The sequence below is a fragment of the Martelella limonii genome (assembly GCF_013344475.1).
Classification (GTDB): domain Bacteria; phylum Pseudomonadota; class Alphaproteobacteria; order Rhizobiales; family Rhizobiaceae; genus Martelella; species Martelella limonii.
In genome coordinates, this window is record NZ_JABUOU010000011.1 from 104,491 (window position 1) to 124,430 (window position 19,940).

General features: G+C 61.6%; 16 protein-coding genes. 11 read left to right on the plus strand and 5 right to left on the minus strand.

The features are described from left to right. Positions 1–100: 100 nt before the first annotated feature. A complete protein-coding gene (locus HPQ62_RS18785) occupies positions 101–583 on the minus strand; it encodes a MarR family winged helix-turn-helix transcriptional regulator (RefSeq protein ID WP_174804127.1) in 483 nt (160 codons plus the stop codon). Between the two features lie 65 nt (positions 584–648). Between HPQ62_RS18785 and HPQ62_RS18790 the strand changes: the two genes are divergently transcribed. Beyond that, the gene (locus HPQ62_RS18790; RefSeq protein WP_206678102.1) at positions 649–1,560 is read left to right on the plus strand and encodes an EamA family transporter; all 912 of its coding nucleotides are present in this window, start codon (positions 649–651) and stop codon (positions 1,558–1,560) included. A gap of 55 nt (positions 1,561–1,615) precedes the next feature. Here HPQ62_RS18790 and pyc read toward each other — a convergent pair whose 3' ends face one another. From pyc to HPQ62_RS18810, 4 genes are all read right to left on the minus strand, one after another. After that, positions 1,616–5,077, minus strand: a complete 3,462-nt coding sequence (pyc, locus tag HPQ62_RS18795; RefSeq protein WP_174804129.1) for a pyruvate carboxylase — start codon at positions 5,075–5,077, stop codon at positions 1,616–1,618. Between the two features lie 107 nt (positions 5,078–5,184). Continuing rightward, on the minus strand, positions 5,185–5,943 hold the full coding sequence (locus HPQ62_RS18800) for a helix-turn-helix transcriptional regulator (RefSeq protein WP_174804130.1): 759 nt from the start codon (positions 5,941–5,943) through the stop codon (positions 5,185–5,187). 218 nt (positions 5,944–6,161) lie between these two features. Further along, complete coding sequence (locus tag HPQ62_RS18805; protein ID WP_174804131.1) at positions 6,162–7,421, minus strand: MFS transporter; 1,260 nt, start codon at positions 7,419–7,421, stop codon at positions 6,162–6,164. Between the two features lie 93 nt (positions 7,422–7,514). After that, positions 7,515–8,042, minus strand: coding sequence for a gluconokinase (locus HPQ62_RS18810; protein ID WP_174804132.1), 528 nt, complete (start codon positions 8,040–8,042; stop codon positions 7,515–7,517). A 246-nt stretch (positions 8,043–8,288) separates the two neighbouring features. On the opposite strand from HPQ62_RS18810, the gene HPQ62_RS18815 reads away from it, so the two are divergent. From HPQ62_RS18815 to ahcY, 10 genes are all read left to right on the plus strand, one after another. Then, positions 8,289–8,864 (plus strand): ActR/PrrA/RegA family redox response regulator transcription factor, encoded by a 576-nt coding sequence (locus HPQ62_RS18815; RefSeq protein WP_174804133.1) that lies wholly within the window; start codon positions 8,289–8,291, stop codon positions 8,862–8,864. 332 nt (positions 8,865–9,196) lie between these two features. Beyond that, the gene (locus HPQ62_RS18820) at positions 9,197–10,510 is read left to right on the plus strand and encodes an ABC transporter substrate-binding protein (RefSeq protein WP_174804134.1); all 1,314 of its coding nucleotides are present in this window, start codon (positions 9,197–9,199) and stop codon (positions 10,508–10,510) included. A gap of 200 nt (positions 10,511–10,710) precedes the next feature. Beyond that, on the plus strand, positions 10,711–11,583 hold the full coding sequence (locus HPQ62_RS18825; RefSeq protein ID WP_174804135.1) for a carbohydrate ABC transporter permease: 873 nt from the start codon (positions 10,711–10,713) through the stop codon (positions 11,581–11,583). Positions 11,584–11,585: 2 nt separating this feature from the next. Then, positions 11,586–12,416: a carbohydrate ABC transporter permease gene (locus HPQ62_RS18830; protein ID WP_174804136.1), complete on the plus strand. Its 831-nt coding sequence runs from the start codon at positions 11,586–11,588 to the stop codon at positions 12,414–12,416. 11 nt (positions 12,417–12,427) lie between these two features. Further along, positions 12,428–13,426 carry an ABC transporter ATP-binding protein gene (locus HPQ62_RS18835; RefSeq protein WP_174804137.1) on the plus strand — a complete coding sequence of 333 codons (999 nt, stop codon included), beginning with the start codon at positions 12,428–12,430 and terminating at the stop codon, positions 13,424–13,426. Positions 13,427–13,486: 60 nt separating this feature from the next. After that, positions 13,487–14,968, plus strand: a complete 1,482-nt coding sequence (locus tag HPQ62_RS18840; RefSeq protein ID WP_174804138.1) for a mannitol dehydrogenase family protein — start codon at positions 13,487–13,489, stop codon at positions 14,966–14,968. A 15-nt stretch (positions 14,969–14,983) separates the two neighbouring features. Next, positions 14,984–15,658, plus strand: coding sequence for an HAD family hydrolase (locus tag HPQ62_RS18845; protein WP_174804139.1), 675 nt, complete (start codon positions 14,984–14,986; stop codon positions 15,656–15,658). A 24-nt stretch (positions 15,659–15,682) separates the two neighbouring features. Then, on the plus strand, positions 15,683–17,254 hold the full coding sequence (locus HPQ62_RS18850) for an FGGY family pentulose kinase (protein WP_244629775.1): 1,572 nt from the start codon (positions 15,683–15,685) through the stop codon (positions 17,252–17,254). 137 nt (positions 17,255–17,391) lie between these two features. Continuing rightward, on the plus strand, positions 17,392–18,354 hold the full coding sequence (locus tag HPQ62_RS18855; RefSeq protein ID WP_174804141.1) for a transferrin-binding protein-like solute binding protein: 963 nt from the start codon (positions 17,392–17,394) through the stop codon (positions 18,352–18,354). Between the two features lie 147 nt (positions 18,355–18,501). Next, positions 18,502–19,902, plus strand: a complete 1,401-nt coding sequence (gene ahcY, locus HPQ62_RS18860; RefSeq protein ID WP_174804142.1) for an adenosylhomocysteinase — start codon at positions 18,502–18,504, stop codon at positions 19,900–19,902. Positions 19,903–19,940: the final 38 nt, after the last annotated feature.

A 19,940-nucleotide genomic window follows, 5' to 3' on the forward strand; every position in this document is an offset into this window, starting at 1 on the left:
CGGATCACCCAAATCGTGCACAAACATGCATAATCCAGTTAAATCATGCATGCAAGATGAAGGTGACAATTTGGGCATGCCGTGCGGGCTCGGAGATGCGCTATTCGAATGCCGAAAGCCAGCGGGCAAGCAGGCGGTCGAGCTGATCGCGTTCTTCGGCGGTCAACTGCGCGATCAGCGCATGCTGGTTGCCGACATGGGCGCCGACCGCTTCATCGATCAGCGCGAAACCCTTTTCAGTCAACGCGATGACGAATCCACGCCCGTCCGCGGGGTTTCGCATCCGGGACACGAAACCGGCTTCAACGAGACGGTCGATGCGGTTGGTCATCGTGCCGGACGAGACCATGGTCCAATCCATGAGATCGGAAGGGGAAAGCGCATAGGGCGGCCCCGACCGTCGCAAGGTTGCCAGTACGTCGAAGCTTGAGGCACTCAGCCCGTAACGGGCGAATATGGTTTCGAGCCCCCTCGACAGGTGAACCTGAAGTCGGTTGAGCCGGCCCATGACGCCCATCGGGCCGACATCGAGGTCCGGCCGCGCCGCCTGCCATTGCGCCAAGATTCTGTCCACATGATCCATGGCGGCAGACTAGGCAATTTCATCTTGACGTCAAGATTTATGAACTTATCTTGATGTCGAGATAAATGGAGGCATCCATGGTCAAACCGTCCGACTTCCTTTGCACCGGACTTGCGCCCGCGATCTGGGGCAGCACCTACATCGTCACCACGCAATGGCTGCCGCCGGGCTTTCCGCTGACGGTCAGCCTGCTGCGGGCGCTTCCCGCAGGCATCATCCTGCTTCTCGTCGTCCGCCGGCTTCCGGAGCTCCGCTGGTTGCCGAAACTCTTCCTCCTGGGCTTCCTGAACTTCACACTGTTCTGGACGCTGCTGTTCGTCGCGGCATACCGGCTGCCGGGCGGGGTCGCCGCAACCCTTGGCGCAACGCAGCCGCTGATCGTTCTGTTTCTGGCCCGCGCCCTGATCGGCGCACCGATACGGCCACTGGCCATCGTCGCGGCCTTTGCCGGGCTTGCCGGCGTCGGTCTGCTCCTGATTTCGTCGCACATCTCCCTGGACCCTGTCGGCATCGCGGCCGCGTTCGGTGGCGCGCTGTCGATGGCCTTCGGCACGGTGCTGACCCGAAAATGGCAATGGCCAGTGTCGCCGCTGACCCTGACGGCCTGGCAGCTGACGGCAGGCGGACTGCTGCTGGCGCCGATCGCGCTTCTGGCGGAGCAGGGCTTTCCCCTGCCGGACATGAAAAACCTCGCCGGCCTCGTCTGGCTCGGACTGATCGGCGCGGCTCTGACCTATGTCCTCTGGTTTCGCGGCATCGCGCGGATCGGCCCCGGCAATGCGGCCCTGCTCGGCTTCCTGAGCCCGCTCAGCGCTGTTTTGTTGGGCTGGTTGATCCTCGGCGAGGCGCTGACGCCCATCCAGCTAGCCGGCGCCGCCCTCGTCTTGGCGAGCCTGTGGACGGGCCAGCGCGCCGGACGCGCCGCGCCCGCAACCTTCGGAAAATCGAGTGCAGAAACGAAAACCCCGGCACAATGACCGGGGTTTCCAACCTCTCAACAGTTTGAAGATCGCCAGCCGTGGCCGGCCGCCATCAACCCTCGTAGACCACCAGAAGATCCTTGGCGTCGATCTGGTCGCCGGCCTTGACGTGGACGTCCTTGATGACGCCGTCGCGATCGGCGTGGAGCGCGGTTTCCATCTTCATCGCCTCGATCGACACCAGCACATCGCCGGAGGAGACCTTCTGACCGGCGGACACCCCGACCGTGGAGATCACGCCCGGCATGGGCGCGCCGACATGGTTGGCATTGGCAGGATCGGCCTTCTGGTTGGCGGCGGAGCCGGCGCCATGGGCACGATCCGGCACCTTGATCGAGCGCGGCGCACCGTTCAGCTCGAAGAACACAGTGACCATGCCCTTCTCGTCGGCGCCGGTGATGGCCTGGTTCTGGATCACCAGCGTCTTGCCACGCTCGATATCGGCCATCAGCTCCTCGCCCTCGTCGAGGCCGTAGAAATAGGCCGGGGTCGGCAGCACGGAGACAGGACCGTAAGTCTCGTTGGCAAGGGCATAATCGACGAACACTTTCGGGTACATCAGGTAGGAGGCCAGCTCGAAATCGTCGATTTCGCGTCCGACCTTTTCTTCCGCTTCCTTGCGCAGGGCGTCGAGGTCGGCATCTTCCAGCAGCGAACCGGGGCGCACGGTGTAGGGCTTTTCGCCCTTCAGCACCTTCTTCTGCAGGCCTTCGGGCCAGCCGGCGGGCGGCTGCCCGAGATCGCCCTTCAGCATGGAAACAACCGATTCCGGAAAGGACATTTCCTTGGCCGGGTTTTCGACATCGGCCACCGTCAGATCCTGGCTCACCATCATCAGCGCCATGTCGCCAACCACCTTGGAGGACGGCGTCACCTTGACGATGTCGCCAAACATCTGGTTGGCGTCGGCATAGGCCTGGGCAACCTTGTGCCAGCGGGTTTCGAGCCCCAGCGAACGGGCCTGTTCCTTGAGGTTGGTGAACTGGCCGCCCGGCATTTCGTGGAGATAGACCTCCGAGGCCGGACCCTTGAGGTCGCTTTCGAAGGCGGCATACTGGTGGCGCACGGCCTCCCAGTAGAAGGAAATGCGGCGGATGTAGCCGGTATCGAGGCCCGGATCGCGCTCATGATCCTTCAGCGCCTCGACGATCGAGCCGAGGCAGGGCTGCGAGGTGTTGCCGGAGAAAGCGTCCATGGCCGCATCCACGGCATCGACGCCGGCATCGATCGCCGACAGCACGGTTGCCGCCGAAATGCCGGACGTGTCGTGGGTGTGGAAATGGATCGGCAGTTCGGTGGCGTCGCGCAGCGCGGTGAACAGCATCTTCGCGGCCGCCGGCTTCAACAGCCCCGCCATGTCCTTCACTGCGATGATGTGGGCGCCGGCTGCTTCCAGTTCCTTGGCAAGGTTGGTGTAGTATTTCAGGTCATATTGCGGCCGCTTGGCGTTCATGATGTCGCCGGTGTAGCAGATCGCGGCTTCGCAAAGCTTGCCTTCCTCGACCACCGCATCCATCGACACGCGCATATTCTCCACCCAGTTCAGGCAGTCGAACACGCGGAAGAGGTCGATGCCGCCCTTTGCCGCCTGGCGGACGAAGTACTTCACCACATTGTCGGGGTAATTGGTGTAGCCGACGCCGTTGGCGCCGCGCAGCAGCATCTGCAAGAGCAGGTTGGGGGCGGCTTCGCGCACCAGCGCCAGCCGCTCCCACGGATCTTCCGTCAGGAAGCGCATGGAAACGTCAAACGTCGCGCCGCCCCAGCATTCGAGCGAGAGCAGTTCCGGCAGCGCGCGGGCATAGGTGCCGGCGATCGACACGATGTCATGGGTACGCATGCGGGTCGCCAGAAGCGACTGGTGGCCGTCGCGCATAGTGGTGTCGGTCATCAGCACGCGCTTTTCGTGGCGCATCCACTTGGCGAATTTCTCCGGTCCCATCTCGTCGAGAAGCTGCTTGGTGCCCGGCTTCGGCTCGCCTTCGATGAAGGGGATCACGGGGGCGGCTGCATCTTCAGGCGGCTTCGGCCGGCCCTTGGCTTCCGGATGGCCGTTGACGGTGACGTCGGCGAGATAGGTGAGAAGCTTGGTGGCGCGGTCGGCGCGCTTGACCTGATCGAACAGCTCCGGCGTCTCGTCGATGAAACGCGTGGTGTAGCTGTAATCCATGAACTTCGGATGGGTGATGATCGCTTCAAGGAAGGTCAGGTTGGTGGCAACGCCGCGGATGCGGAATTCCCGGAGCGCGCGGTCCATGCGGCGCGCGGCCTCCTGCGGCGTCGGTGCCCAGGCGGTGACCTTTTCCAGAAGCGGATCGTAGAAGCGGGTGATCACCGCGCCGGAATAGGCGGTGCCGCCGTCAAGCCGGATGCCGAAGCCGGTTGCGCCGCGATAGGCGGTGATCCGGCCGTAATCCGGGATGAAGTTGTGTTCCGGGTCTTCCGTGGTAATCCGGCACTGCAAGGCATGGCCGCGCAGTTTGATCTCTTCCTGGGGCGGAACGCCCGACGCGGCCTCATCGCCGATCGGATGGCCATCCAGGATATGGATCTGCGCCTTGACGATGTCGATGCCGGTGACGACCTCGGTCACGGTATGCTCGACCTGGATGCGCGGGTTGACCTCGATGAAGTAGAACTTGCCGGTGTCGGCATCCATCAGATATTCGATCGTGCCGGCGCCGATGTAATTGGTGGCCCGGCCGATCTTCAGCGAATAATCGGCAAGTTCCTTGCGCTGCGCCTCGCTCAGATAGGGCGCGGGCGCGCGCTCGACGACCTTCTGGTTGCGGCGCTGGATCGAGCAGTCGCGCTCGAACAGGTGGACGACATTGCCGTGGGTATCGCCGAGGATCTGGCTTTCGACGTGGCGGGCGCGTTCGACCAGTTTTTCGAGATAGACCTCGTCCTTGCCGAAGGCGGCCTTGGCCTCGCGCTTGGCTTCCGTCACCTCGCGGGCGAGGTCTTCCTTGGCGCGGATCACGCGCATGCCGCGTCCGCCGCCGCCCCAGGAGGCCTTGAGCATCACCGGATAGCCGACTTCCTCGGCCATCCGCGCCACTTCTTCCATGTCATCGGGCAGCGGAGCGGTGGCAGGCACCACCGGCACGCCCACTTCGATGGCGAGGTTGCGGGCGGCGACCTTGTTGCCGAGCCGGCGCATGGTCTCCGCCTTCGGGCCGATGAAGGTGAGGCCGGCGGCCTCGCAGGCATCGACGAATTCCGGGCTTTCCGAAAGGAGTCCGTAACCCGGATGGATCGCATCGGCGCCGGAGAGCTTGGCAACCCGGATCACCTCTTCGATCGACAGGTAGCTTTCGATCGGCCCGAGATCGCGCTCAAGATGCGGGCCGCGGCCGACCTGGTAGCTCTCATCCGCCTTGAAGCGGTGCAACGCAAGCTTGTCTTCCTCGGCCCATATGGCAACGGTCTTGATATCCAGTTCGTTTGCAGCGCGGAAAACGCGAATGGCGATTTCGGAACGGTTGGCGACAAGAATCTTAGAGATCGGCAAGGGGAGGGCCTCCACGGGAAATCTTCGGGAAATTCGCTTCACAAATTCATAGCCAAAGTGCGTCACGAGCGCAAACCCGGCAAGCGCTTTGACGGATGATCGACCAATTATCTGATGAGACCCATGCGAAAGGCTATGGCTATCAGGTTCTGGCGGTTGCGCGCATCAAGCTTTCGCTGGAGACCGTTGACGTACCAGTCGACCGTATGGTGCGAGATCTGGGCGGCCTTCGCGGTCTCGACGGATGTCATTCCGGCAGCGATAGAATGCAGAATCAGGATCTCGCGGTCCGACAGTTTCGGGATCGGAACGATAGCCACCGGACCGCTTTCGCGGCGCTGCAGAATTGTTTCGCACTGGCGAAGACACTGGGCCGCAAGCGTGTTGAAGAGGCTGATTTCAACGGGGGAGAGTTCCACCCGTTCGGTCCTGCCGAGCGCGAGCTTTCCCATGAGCCCGTCGCGGGAAAACACCGGAAAGGTCATGCCGTGGGTGATGCCGGCCGCAGCGGCGCGTTCCAACAGTGATTTCAACTTCTGATAGACGGGTTTGTTTTCCTGTCTGGCCGTATCAAGCGCGCTGTCCCATGTAAACGGCGCGTCGCCCGCCGAAAGGCTGGACCAGCCCGCATCGGCATCGCCTTCCGAAAGATCCGCAATTTCCGTGATTGGCCGGTTGTGGATCCAGTGGGTAACCGGCTTCCAGCGCGGCTCCTGGCCGTCGGCAGTGAACGTGCGGCGGAACAGCCCGCAATAGCTGAAACCATAGCCTGCAGCAGCATCGGAAATGACTTTCCCGACGCCGTCGACGTCCGTCATCTCGTGAACGAGCACAAGATTTTTGAGGACGATATTGATGTTGTTCATCCCATCTCCAGAACAATCCGGCCAGTTCCCGTACTGGCACGGCAAACATGTTCGTCTGTGCGACGAATCGCGCCGCCTTTTGCGCGTCATGAGGGCATGAACAACAAAAAGGTCAGCGCTGATTTACATACATCTCAGACAAGATAAATACCATGCCGCATGGGACCGTGCCCTTCGGGCGTGGATCCCATTGCGGCAGGCGATCCGCCGGCGCGGCCTCAGCCGCGTTTGGCCGGCAAGACTTCCGAAAGAAAGATCGCGCCGGTCGCAAGCGCTGCGAAGAGAGCGAGCAGGAAGCCAGGTGCGAGCGTGAAGCCGGTTTGCTGGATGATGAAGGTCGCGATCAGCGGCGTCAGCCCGCCAACGACGGCAAAGCCGATATTGTAGACGAAGGCGACGCCGGTATAGCGCACATCCGTCGGGAAGATCGCGGTCAGAAGCACGGGCCCGAGGCCCCAGGCAAAAGCGGCGATCAGGGAGATCACGATCATCGCCGGCATCAGTTCGCCGACCCCCTCATGCATCCAGACATAGGCCGGGATGGCCGCAACTGCGAGGAGAAGGGCTGCAATGAAGGCCGGCACCTTGATACCGACGAAATCGGAAATAAGGCCGGCGAGCGGCATGGGCAGCGAAAACAGGATGATGCCGACGAGGATCGCCGAGGCCACCTGATCGGGATCGTATTTCAGGAAGTCGGTGAGATAGGAATTCATGTAGAGGTAGAGCAGCGGCACGGCGGCCGCGCCAAGCCCGGTGATGAACAGGCCGAGCCAGACGGCGCGCCGATTGTCACGGAAAAGCGCTGCAAGCGGCACCTTGTGGGCATGCGCTTCCATCTCCGCAAAGGCCGGGCTTTCCGAAAGCCTTGCGCGCAGGAAGAAGCCGGCGATCGCCACCACGCCGCCGATGAAAAAGCCGATCCGCCAGCCGTAGGACAGCACGGCCGCATCCGACAAGAGATGCTCGATTGCCCATTGCACCGCCTGGGCCGCCAGCATGCCGATATTGATGATCATGAACAGGAAGCCGCAGGCAAGGCCGCGCCGCTTCGGCATGGTTTCGGTGATCAGCGTCATCGCGCCGGGAATTTCGCCCCCGAGGCAGAGCCCCTGGATCATCCGCAGAACCACGAGCAGCACGGTGGCGGTCAGGCCCCAGCTTGCATAGCCGGGCATGAAGGCGATCATGAAGGTCGCGCCCGCCATGCCGGCGATCGAGATGCGCAGCATCATCTTGCGCCCGTACTTGTCGCCGAAATGGGAAAACAGGATGCCGCCGAGCGGACGCATCAGATAGCCGACGGCAAAGATCGCGAAGGCGGCGAGAAGCCGCGTCGCGGCAGCCTCTGACGGAAAGAAGGTCTTGCCGATCTGCGAGGCAAAGGAGGCATAGATCACGAAATCGTAGAATTCGAGCCCGCCGCCCATGCTGCCAAGAAAGAGCGCGCGATTGCGCTCGCCGGCCGTTACCGTCATCTGCGTGTCCCCCACTGCATTTTCTGTGACGTTGGCCGAAGGACCGGCGAAAGGCAAGCTGGAAAACGTTGCGCCCGCACCGAACGCTGCGCTTCAGCCCAAGGCGGCGGCAAGACCGGCGCACGCCGCATTGCAGATTGCGTCAAGCGGCTGATCGATGCTGACCGTGACGACGCCCGGCTCCCCCTCGGGACGTTCGAGTGTCGCAAGCTGGGTTTCGAGCAGCGACAACGGCATGAAATGGCCGGTGCGATGGCCCATGCGCCGGAAAAGCAGGTCCTTGCTGCCATCGAGAAACACGAAGGAAAGCGTCCCGCCTGCCGCTGCCCGCAGACGATCGCGGTAAACGCGCTTCAGCGCCGAGCAGGTGATGATGACGCCTTCACCACGAAACTGCGACAGTTCTTCGCCGACACGCGCAAGCCAGGGCCAGCGATCCTCATCGTCGAGTGCAATGCCGTTCCGCATCTTCTCGACATTTGCCGCCGGATGCAGATCATCCCCCTCGATGAAGCGGAACCCGATCTGCTCGGCAAGCCGCGTGGCAATGGTGGATTTGCCGGACCCGCTGACACCCATGACGATGATGGCGCCGGGTGGTGCAATTGCGTGGTCGTCCATGGCCTGTCATCCGTTTTCGTCGCGATCGCCGCCTCACGATCGATGTCTTCTGATCGATGCCGCCAGATCGCCGTTGTCTGATCGCGCTTGTCTAGAACAAGGAAAGCCCGCCTGCAATGACAGGACGGCCAACGCGGCTGGCGGCGTCCCACGCTGCCGGCTTCTCGGTTTTGTGAAGCGTCAGGGGTTTACCCCCGCCCGCGCCGGGGGCATAAGAAAAAGTCATTGTTTTCAGGCCTGACAATCATGGATGATTTGGACACCACCGAAGTTTCTGATGCGCTTGCCGGTCTCGGCGAGGACCGCAGCCTGCTGCTGGTCGATGACGACGCGCCGTTCCTCAGACGGCTGGCGCGCGCCATGGAAACGCGCGGCTTCGATATCGCAACGGCAAGCTCGGTTGCCGAAGGCGCTTCGCTTGCGAAAGCGCGCCCGCCCGCCTTCGCCGTCGTGGATCTGCGCCTGGAAGATGGCAGCGGTCTCGATGTGGTCACCGCCATTCGCGAAGCCCGCGCCGATACCAGGATCGTGATGCTGACCGGCTATGGCAACCTCGCCACCGCCGTCACCGCCGTGAAACTCGGCGCGCTCGATTATCTCGCAAAGCCTGCCGATGCCGACGATATCGTGCTCGCGCTCACCCAGCAGCCGGGGGAGAAGGCGGACCTGCCGGAAAACCCGATGTCGGCCGACCGGGTGCGCTGGGAACATATCCAGCGGGTCTATGAAATGTGCGACCGCAACGTTTCCGAAACCGCCAGACGTCTCAACATGCACCGCCGCACGCTCCAGCGCATCCTCGCCAAGCGCGCCCCGCGCTGATCGCCTCCGGATAACACCGGGGCTTCTTCAACCCACGTTCTTTTCGGTTCCGCCTGACGGCCATGCTGGCTGGCTGCGGCGCACGCCGGCGCGCGCCCTTCCCTTCGCAAAGTTCACGCCTGAAGGCGGCATATTTAGGGCTCGCGGCGGCGTGTCCGCTCTCTCATCGCGGGCTGAACGGACTGGCGCTGGCGAAAAATTCCTCAGCGCAAACAATGTTTTTGCAGCATTCGCCCAAAGTATGAGCATTCGCCCACTTGACAGATTGCGCGCGTTTGTTGAGTAATTGCCCACATCGTAAGCTATTGCTCAATTCTGAGGGAGGAACGAGTATGAGACTTCACACGATACTTCTCGGCGCCTGCTCGCTGGTGGCTCTCACCGGCGTTGCTTCTGCTGAAACGCTGACGATTGCCACCGTCAACAACGGTGACATGATCCGCATGCAGAAGCTCACCGACGATTTCACCAAGGACCATCCGGACATCGAACTCGAGTGGGTTACGCTTGAGGAAAACGTACTGCGCCAGAAAGTCACCACCGACATCGCCACCAAGGGCGGCCAGTATGACGTTCTGACCATCGGCAACTACGAGGTTCCGATCTGGGCCAAGCAGAACTGGCTGCTGGCGCTTGACGACATGCCCGGCGATTATGACGCCGGCGACCTGCTGCCCGCGATTGCCGGCGGCCTCTCGGTTGACGGCACGCTCTATGCGGCACCGTTCTACGGCGAAAGCGCCATGGTGATGTACCGCACCGATCTCGCCGAAAAGGCGGGCGTCGAAATCCCGGCGGAACCGACCTGGGATGAGATCATGGCGGCCGCCAAGGCGATGACCGACAAGGATGCCGGCATTTACGGCATCTGCCTGCGCGGCAAGGCCGGCTGGGGCGAGAACATGGCCTTCCTCGGCGCCATGTCCAACTCCTACGGCGCCCGCTGGTTCGACATGGACTGGAAGCCCCAGTTCGAAAGCGAAGAGTGGAAGGCGACGCTCACCGACTATCTGGACATGATGAACAATTATGGCCCGCCCGGTGCGTCCTCCAACGGCTTCAACGAGAATCTCGCGCTGTTCCAGCAGGGCAAGTGCGGCATGTGGATCGATGCCACCGTCGCCGCCTCGTTCGTGACCGATCCGAAGGAATCCAAGGTCGCGGATTCGGTCGGCTTCGCACTGTTCCCGGAAAAGGGCGATCTCGGCAATCGCGGCAACTGGCTGTGGTCGTGGAACCTCGCCATTCCCGCAACCACGCAGAAGGCTGATGCCGCCAAGGCATTCGTCGCCTGGGCAACGTCCAAGGAGTACACCGATCTGGTGGCCAAGCAGGACGGCTGGCGCGCAGCCCCTCCCGGCACCCGCACCTCGCTTTATGAGAATGCGGACTACGAGAAGGCTGCTCCCTTTGCCAAGATGACGCTGGAATCGATCAATGCGGTCGATACCAACAAGCCGTCGGTTCAGGAGATCCCCTATACCGGTGCTCAGTTCGTCTCGATCCCGGAATTCCAGGGAATCGGCACCGCTGTCGGCCAGCAGTTCTCGGCTGCCCTTGCCGGCAATGTCTCTGCCGATCAGGCGCTCTCCAGCGCACAGCAGCTGACGACGCGCGAAATGATGAAGGCCGGCTACATCAAGTAGGCTTCCTCCGCGGGGTGGCCGGGCCTCAGGGCTCGGCTGCTCGCCGGATCAAGAAATTGGCCGCCGCGCGTCAAGCGACGGCGGCCAAAGCGGTTTTCAGCACCTGATCAACTGAAACCGCCATTGAGACCAAGGGTGCAAAAACACCGGGCCGAAACGTCCATGACCTCTTTCGAGCCACTTTGCGGGGAAACACCGAAATGGCGACGACCCATACCAAAAGCGCGGCGCGGCTGATGATGGCGCCTTCGGTCATTCTGCTTCTGGCATGGATGATCGTGCCGCTGTCGATGACGATCTACTTCTCCTTCCTGCGCTACAATCTTCTGATGCCGGGAATGGAGAGCTTTGCCGGCTTCATGAACTACCGGTTCTTCCTGACGGATCCCGCCTTCTTCCAGGCGATCGCCAATACGCTGATGCTGGTGGGGGGCGTGCTGTTCGTCACCGTGATCGGCGGCATTGCGCTGGCGCTTCTGCTCGACCAGCCGATCTTCGGCCAGGGCATCGTGCGCATTCTCGTGATCGCGCCGTTCTTCGTGATGCCGACGGTCTCGGCACTGGTCTGGAAGAACATGCTGATGAACCCCGTCAACGGGCTGTTCGCCTCGATCGCGCGGTTCTTCGGTCTACAGCCCATCGATTTCCTGTCCTCGATCCCGCTGACATCGATCAGCCTGATCGTCGCCTGGCAATGGCTTCCCTTCGCGACGCTCATCCTGCTGACGGCGCTGCAGTCGCTGTCGGAAGAGCAGAAGGAAGCCGCCGAAATGGACGGGGCAAACGCCTGGAACCGGCTGATCTACATCATCCTGCCGCATATGGCGCGCGCCATCACCGTGGTGGTGCTGATCGAGACCATCTTCCTGCTTTCGGTGTTCGCCGAAATCCTGGTCACCACCAATGGCGGCCCCGGAACGGAAAGCACCAACCTCACCTACCTCGTCTACATGCAGGCGCTTCTGCAGTTCGACGTGGGCGGCGCGTCCGCCGGCGGTATCATCGCCGTCATTCTGGCCAATATCGTTGCGTTCTTCCTGGTACGCATGATCGGCAAAAATCTGGAGGACTGACGATGGCACGCCAGGTAACAACACAACGGAAAATCGTCTTCACGGCGCTCGCGTGGCTGATCGCATTCCTGATCTTCTTCCCGATCCTGTGGACGTTTCTGACCAGCTTCAAGACGGAAAGCGAGGCGGTCTCGTCTCCGCCCTCCTTCCTGTTCTTCCACTGGACACTCGAGAACTACATCGAGGTGCAGGCGCGTTCGAACTATTTCCACCATTTCTGGAATTCGGTCGCGATCTCGCTCGGTTCCACCGTCATCGGCCTCCTGATCGCGGTGCCGGCCGCATGGGCCATGGCGTTTTCGCCCACGCCCCGCACCAAGGATGTTCTCCTGTGGATGCTGTCGACGAAAATGCTCCCCGCCGTCGGCGTGCTGGTGCCGATCTACATCATCTTCCGCGACCTCGGCCTGCTCGACACCCGCACGGGGTTGATCGTGGTGATGATGCTGATCAACCTGCCGATCATGGTGTGGATGCTTTATACCTACTTCAAGGAAATCCCGGGCGAGATTCTCGAAGCCGCCCGGATGGATGGGGCAACGCTCGGCAAGGAACTCGTCTATGTGCTCACGCCCATGGCGATCCCGGGCATCGCCTCCACCCTTCTTCTCAACATCATCCTTGCCTGGAACGAAGCGTTCTGGACGCTGAACCTGACGGCCTCGAAAGCGGCGCCGCTCACAGCCTTCATCGCGTCGTATTCGAGCCCGGAAGGCCTGTTCTACGCCAAGCTTTCCGCCGCCTCGACCATGGCGATTGCGCCGATCGTTATCCTCGGCTGGTTTTCGCAGAAGCAGCTCGTGCGCGGGCTTACCTTCGGCGCGGTTAAATAAGGACAGGACCAATGGGCAGCATCAGACTCGAAAACGTCTCCAAGCGCTTTGGCGAACACGCCGTCATTCCCGGCATCGATCTCGACATCAACGAGGGCGAGTTCGTCGTCTTCGTCGGCCCCTCCGGCTGCGGCAAGTCCACGCTCCTGCGCCTGATCGCAGGGCTGGAGGATGTCTCCGGCGGACGCATCCTCATCGATGGCGAGGATGCCACCGACAAGCCGCCGGCAAAACGCGGCCTCGCCATGGTGTTCCAATCCTACGCGCTCTATCCGCATATGAGCGTCAGGAACAATATCGGCTTCCCGCTGAAGATGGCCAATATCGACAAGGCCGAGATCGACCGCAAGGTCGAGGACGCGGCGAAAATCCTGAACCTTACCGACTATCTGGAACGCAAGCCGCGTGCGCTTTCCGGCGGCCAGCGCCAGCGCGTGGCGATCGGCCGCGCGATCGTGCGCAATCCGGAATGCTTCCTGTTCGACGAGCCCTTGTCGAACCTCGATGCGGCGCTGCGCGTCAACATGCGGCTCGAAATCTCCGAACTGCACCAGCAATTGAGCGCCACCTCGATCTACGTGACCCATGACCAGGTGGAAGCCATGACCATGGCCGACAAGATCGTGGTGCTTCGGGCCGGAAACATCGAACAGGTTGGCTCGCCGCTCGAACTCTACCGCAGCCCCGCCAATCTCTTCGTCGCCGGCTTCATCGGTTCGCCGAAGATGAATTTCGTCGAGGGCGAGGATGCGCGCGAACACAACGCCCATACCATCGGCGTGCGCCCGGAACATCTGACGCTGTCCACGGAAAGCGGCAAGTGGAAGGGCAAGGTGGCGGTGTCCGAACATCTCGGCTCCGACACCTTCCTGCACATCGATGTCGATGGGATCGGCCATCTGACCGCGCGCACCAATGGCGAGTTTTCGGTGCGTCATGGCGACACCGTCTATGTCACGCCGGATGCGGAGCGGATCTACCGCTTCGACGAAAAGGGCCTCGCGCTTTAGGTATCGCGGGCGCCCGACCCGGCGCCTGTGCCCGCAACGCGAAGATCACTGGACAAGAAGATGACCAAGGCACTTTCTCTCGACACTCTCAAGGACCACGCCGGCAAGGCGTCGGTGCCCAAATATGACCGCGCAGATCTTTCGCCCGGCATCGTGCATTTCGGGGTCGGCAACTTTCACCGCGCCCACCAGGCCGTCTACCTCAACGACCTGTTCAACAAGGGCCGCGACCATGACTGGGCGATCATCGGCGCCGGCGTGATGCCGGGTGACGCCAAGATGCGCGAGGTTCTCGCGGCCCAGGACTTTCTGACAACCGTCGTCGACCAGGAGGCGCATGCAAGTGCCGCCACCATTACCGGCGCGATGATCGACATGATCGCGCCGCCGGACTATGCGGCGATGATCGAGACGCTTGCCAATCCGGCCATCCGGATCGTCTCGCTAACCGTCACCGAAGGCGGCTATTTCATCGATCCCGCGACCGGAAAATTCGACCCGCAACATCCGGCGATCGTTGCCGATGGCGAAAATCCGGATGCGCCGACCACCGCCTTCGGGCTCATCATTGCCGGTCTGAAGAGGCGCCGTGCCGAAGGCATACAGCCCTTCACCGTGATGTGCTGCGACAACATCCCCCATAACGGCGCGGTGACCCGCGCCACCGTTTCGGGTCTTGCGGAACTTTCCGATCCCGACTTTGCCGTCTGGATCCGCGACAACGTCGCCTTTCCAAATGCGATGGTCGACCGGATCACCCCCGCCACCGGCGCGCGCGAGCGGAAGATCGCCTCCGCGGAATACGGCATTGCCGACAACTGGCCGGTGTTCTGCGAGGAGTTCAGGCAGTGGGTTCTGGAAGACAACTTCCCGCTCGGCCGGCCGGCGCTGGAAGATGTCGGCGTCACCTTCGTCGAGGATGTCAGCCCTTACGAGATCATGAAGCTCAGGATCCTCAACGGCGGCCATGCGGCGATCGCCTATCCGGGCGAGCTGCTCGACATCCACTTCGTCCACGAGGCGATGGAAAATGAACTGATCGCGGCCTTTCTCGAAAAGCTCGAGAAGGACGAGATCATCCCGATCGTGCCACCGGTCCCGGATACCGACCTCACCGGCTATTACGAGCTGATCGCGACCCGCTTCGCCAACCCGAAGATCGGCGACACGATCGAGCGGCTTGCGCTCGACGGCTCCAACCGCCAGCCGAAATTCATCCTGCCCTCCACCGCCGCACGGTTGGAGCAGGGTCTGGATGTGACCGGGCTTGCGTTGGTTTCGGCGCTCTGGTGCCGCTATTTCGAGGGCACGTCAGACAGCGGCCGCAAGATCAGGTTCAACGACGAGGCCGCCGATCGTCTGCACGCCGCAGCCCTTGCGTCCAGGGAAAAGCCGGCGCGTTTTCTGGAAGAGCGTGACATCTTCGGCAGCGTCGCCGATAATCCGCACTTCGTGAAGCGGTTTGCCGGGGCACTTGAAAGCCTGCGCAACCGCGGCACCGCCGAGACCCTGAAGCGCTACGTCGCCGGTGAAATGGAGTAACCGGCAAGGAGACCCATGTCCGAAAGACCGCTGATCATTTTCGATTGCGACGGTGTGCTGGTCGACAGCGAACCGATTTCGCTTGCGGTCCTGAGGGAAGCGCTTTCGGCAGAGGGGATTTCGATCTGCGACCGGGATGCCGAGCGGCTGTTTCTCGGCCGCTCGCTGGCCACCATGCTCTCCGTCGTCAAGGACGATTACGGGGCGACGCTGGGCGACGGGTTTCTGGAACGGCTGAGACGCGATCTCTATGCGCGGTTCCGCAGCGAGCTTCAACCCACGCAAGGCATTGTGAACGCCTGGGAGGCGCTGGAGCAGGAAGGCTACATGTTCTGCGTCGCCTCCTCCTCCCAGCCCGAACGCATCCGGCTGTCGTTGGAGATCGCGGGCCTTCTGCCGAGCTTCGAGCCTCCGATCTTTTCCGCCTCGATGGTGGAAAACGGCAAGCCGGCCCCCGATCTTTTCCTCTATGCAGCAAGCCGAATGCGCCGTCCGCCGGAGGAATGCCTTGTGATCGAGGACAGTCCCGCCGGCATTGCCGCGGCAAAGGCCGCCGGAATGAAGGTGTTCGCCTATGTCGGCGCCACCCACGCCAGCTCCGAAGCCTACCGCGCGCAGATTGCGTCACTTGAACCCGACCTAATGTTTGACGCCATGGACAATCTCGTCCAACGTGCACGCACAGTCTGACGGAAAAGGGTGGGGGCTTCCGTGATGCGCGATCATGTGATTGCGGTCGATGTCGGCACGGCAAGCGTCAGGGCCGGCGTGTTCAGCCGTGACGGCGCGATGCTTGCGCGCGCCACCCATCCGCTCCAGGTGAAAAGACCGGGGCCGAGACGCGGGGAATATGCCTCGCAGGATATCTGGCGGGCGACCGCAACGGCGATCCGCGAGGCCCTGTCCGGCGCAGACATTGCCCCTGAACGGATTGCAGGCCTTGCCTTTGGCGCCACCTGCTCCCTGGTCCTTCTCGATTTAGACCGCCGCCCGCTGCCCCTTTCGGAAGACGAGACCGGAAGATACGACACGATCGCCTGGTTCGACCACCGCGCGGCAACGGAGGCAGCGGAATTCAGCGCGTTCGACCACGCGGCGGTGCGCCATTCCGGCGGCTCGGTCTCGCCGGAAATGCAGATGCCGAAACTTGCATGGCTGAAGCGCAACCGGCCTGAGCTATGGGCGAAGGCCGGCGGCTTTTTCGATCTTGCCGATTACCTTACCTTCCGCGCCACCGGCAGCGACCGCCGCTCGATCTCGACGCTTGCGGCAAAATGGTTCTATCGCGGCGATCTCCAGTCGCCGTTTCCCGATGATCTTCTGGAAAAGGCAGGGCTTGCCGATTTCACCGAAAAGGCCGCTATCCCCGGCGAGGTGCTGTATGCCGGAACCCCCGCCGGCCGCCTGACGGCGCAAGCCGCCCGCGATTTCGGGCTGACGACCGAGGTGGTCGTCGCAGCAGGGCTGGTCGATGCCTATGCAGGCGCGCTCGGCGCGCTGCCGCCGCCAGACCGGCGGCAAGCGGGGGAGCTTGCCCTGATCGGAGGCACCTCGAGCTGCATCGTCGGCGATGCGGATGACAAGGTCTTTGCGCCAAGCCTCTGGGGGCCGTATTTCTCGGCGATCTATCCCGGAAAATGGCTGTTCGAGGCCGGCCAGTCGGCCACCGGCGGGCTGCTGAACCACCTGCTCGAAGTCCACAGCGCCGGCGGCCGCGCCACGGAGGAGCAGCATGGGCGCGTGATCGCGCGGATCACGGAAATGCTTGCCGAACGCGGGCCGGGTTTCGCCGACGGTCTCGACATCCTGCCGGATTTCCACGGCAGCCGCTCGCCCTTTGCTGACCCTTCGATGACAGGCATGGTCGCGGGACTGACCCTCGACAACAGCTTCGACGGTCTCTGCAAGCTCTATTGGCGCGCATCCGTCGCCATCGCGCTATCGTTGAGGCAGATCCTGACGATGCTTTCGGAAAACGGCATCCCCGCAACGAGGCTCCACCTTGCCGGCGGTCATCGTCGCAATCCGCTTCTGACAAAGCTCTATGCCGACGCCACGGGCGTGGAGGTCGCAGTCTCTCCGACCGAGGACGTGGTGCTGCTCGGCTCGGCGATCAATGCTGCAACTGCTGCGGGAGCCTTCGAAAGCCTCGGTCACGCCGCCGCAACAATGCGTGCCGTGCCGCACGTGATCGCGCCTAACCCGTCGCTTGCGCCCTATTATGCAGGTCAGCTCCGCAGGCTCGAAATCCTCCAGGCCTGCCGCGCGGCGCTCAACGAAGCATAGAAATCAAGCAATACCTCATTTATTCCAGACTTTTAAAACAAGCATCACGGTTAATTTTCTCTTGACCTTCACTTGTCGAATTGCGACTTTTTCATGGCGGGGCATACCCGCTTTGATCAGGATTGGGGGTCCGGAAAATGATGAAATGGGTGGTGAAGCTCGCCGGTACAGTCGCGCTTTGTACAATTGCGGGCTGTGGTGGGAGCGGCGGCGGACCTGTTGTAGCAGTCTCAAGTGGCCCGGAGCTACAGATGCCGCCTCCGACAGTCATGTCTCCAGGATTCGCACCTGCACCTGGCGGTAGCTCGGGCGCAGAAGCAAATGCAACTGGTTATGCCGCCATCAGCGAACCCTATGTTGACCCCCTTTCCATCGAGGGCGATTCGACGGCATATTTCGAGCCGTTGCCAGACGGATCTGTATCTGTAGAAATTGTTTCTGGTCCTAAAGTAGGCCGCGAAATGACCTTCATACCCTCTTCTGGCGACGGTGATGGAACGGAAAACGCTGCCTCCGATTACATGCGTGTTATCAATGAGAACGGCGAAGCTTTGGTGGCCGTGATTGAAAGTGAGTACGAGACCTTTCTAGGTCGCAAAGCAAATGTACTTTACGCCTATCGATCAAAGGAAGGCATGACCGCCAATATGCCACTCACCGGCAAGGCATCCTATTATGGGACAGCGATAGGTTATGGTCCGGATCGATATCGACCTATCTTGAAGCAGTCGGGAGATTTCTCCGCAGACGTCGATTTCGGTTCTGCGACCATGAATGGAAATATAACTGCAGGGCGAAACAAGCTCGTATTTAACGGCGCCATTGCAGGCAATACCTTTAACTCGATTCCTGGCCAGATCGCCTATTCACCGGCTGGAGAAGCCCGAGAGGTAATGGATACCTTAGGGGGAAGCTCATATCCGATCGAAAAGCCGGTTTCGCCTGATCCAAGTTATGCCAATCAAGAAAATTCGAAAATCGAAGGTGCATTCTATGGAGACGCCGCTTCGTCCATAGCAGGGACCTATGTGATCGATGGCAATGGTCGAAATAACATGATTGGCGCCTTTGCAGGCGATCTTCTGAGTCCACAGCCCTAACAGTTGCCGAAGTCCGCAAAGAAAGACATAAAGAAATCTTTATGTCTTTCTTGCCAGTTTTCGCCAAGGCTGATACGTACGGGATAGATGAAAAGTGGACGGCGATTGCGGCTGTCCTTGAGACATTCACTGTTTCCGGAGTTTCAGATGAGCACCACGAACGACTATCTCGTCGCCGATATTGCGCTTGCCGATTACGGCCGCAAGGAAATCGACATTGCCGAAACCGAAATGCCGGGCCTGATGGCCGCGCGCGCGGAATTCGGCGAAAGCCAGCCGCTGAAGGGCGCGCGCATTTCCGGTTCGCTGCACATGACGATCCAGACCGCGGTGCTGATCGAGACGCTGAAGGCGCTGGGCGCCGAGGTCCGCTGGGCCTCGTGCAACATCTTCTCCACACAGGATCACGCCGCCGCCGCGATCGCAGCCGCCGGTATTCCGGTCTATGCCGTCAAGGGCGAGACGCTTGCCGAGTACTGGACCTATACCGACCAGATCTTCCAGTGGTCCGATGGCGGCCAGTCGAACATGATCCTCGATGATGGCGGTGATGCCACCATGTATATCCTGATCGGCGCCCGCGCCGAGGCCGGCGAGGACGTGCTGTCCAAACCCGGTTCCGAGGAAGAGGAAGTGCTGTTCGCGCAGATCAAGAAGCGCATGGAAGCCTCCCCGGGCTTCTTCACCAAGCAGCGCGAAGCCCTTCTCGGCGTGACGGAAGAGACCACCACCGGTGTCAACCGGCTGTACCAGCTTGCCAAGAAGGGCCAGCTCCCCTTCCCGGCGATCAACGTCAACGACTCGGTCACCAAGTCGAAATTCGACAACAAATATGGCTGCAAGGAATCGCTGGTCGACGGCATCCGCCGCGCCACCGACGTGATGATGGCCGGCAAGGTCGCCGTCGTCTGCGGTTATGGCGACGTCGGCAAGGGTTCGGCCGCCTCGCTGTCGGGCGCCGGCGCCCGCGTCAAGGTCACCGAGGCCGATCCGATTTGCGCCCTGCAGGCGGCGATGGACGGCTTTGAGGTCGTGCTGCTGGAAGACGTTGTCGCAAGCGCCGACATCTTCGTCACCACCACCGGCAACAAGGACATCATCCGCATCGAGCACATGCGCGAGATGAAGGACATGGCGATCGTCGGCAATATCGGCCACTTCGACAACGAGATCCAGATTTCCTCGCTGCGCAACTACAAATGGACCAATGTGAAGCCGCAGGTGGACATGATTTCCTTCCCCGACGGCAAGCGCATCCTGCTGCTTTCCGAAGGCCGTCTGCTGAACCTCGGCAACGCCACCGGCCACCCCTCTTTCGTGATGTCGGCGTCCTTCACCAACCAGGTTCTGGCCCAGATGGAAATCTTCCAGAACCACGACAAGTACGAGAACACGGTTCACGTGCTGCCGAAGCATCTCGACGAAAAGGTCGCCCGCCTGCATCTCGACAAGCTCGGCGCCAAGCTGACCGTGCTTTCGGAAGAACAGGCCGCCTATATCGGCGTGACCCCGGAAGGCCCGTTCAAGCCGGAACATTATCGTTACTGAGGCCATTTGCGGGGCCACCGTCAGACGGCGGCCTGCGA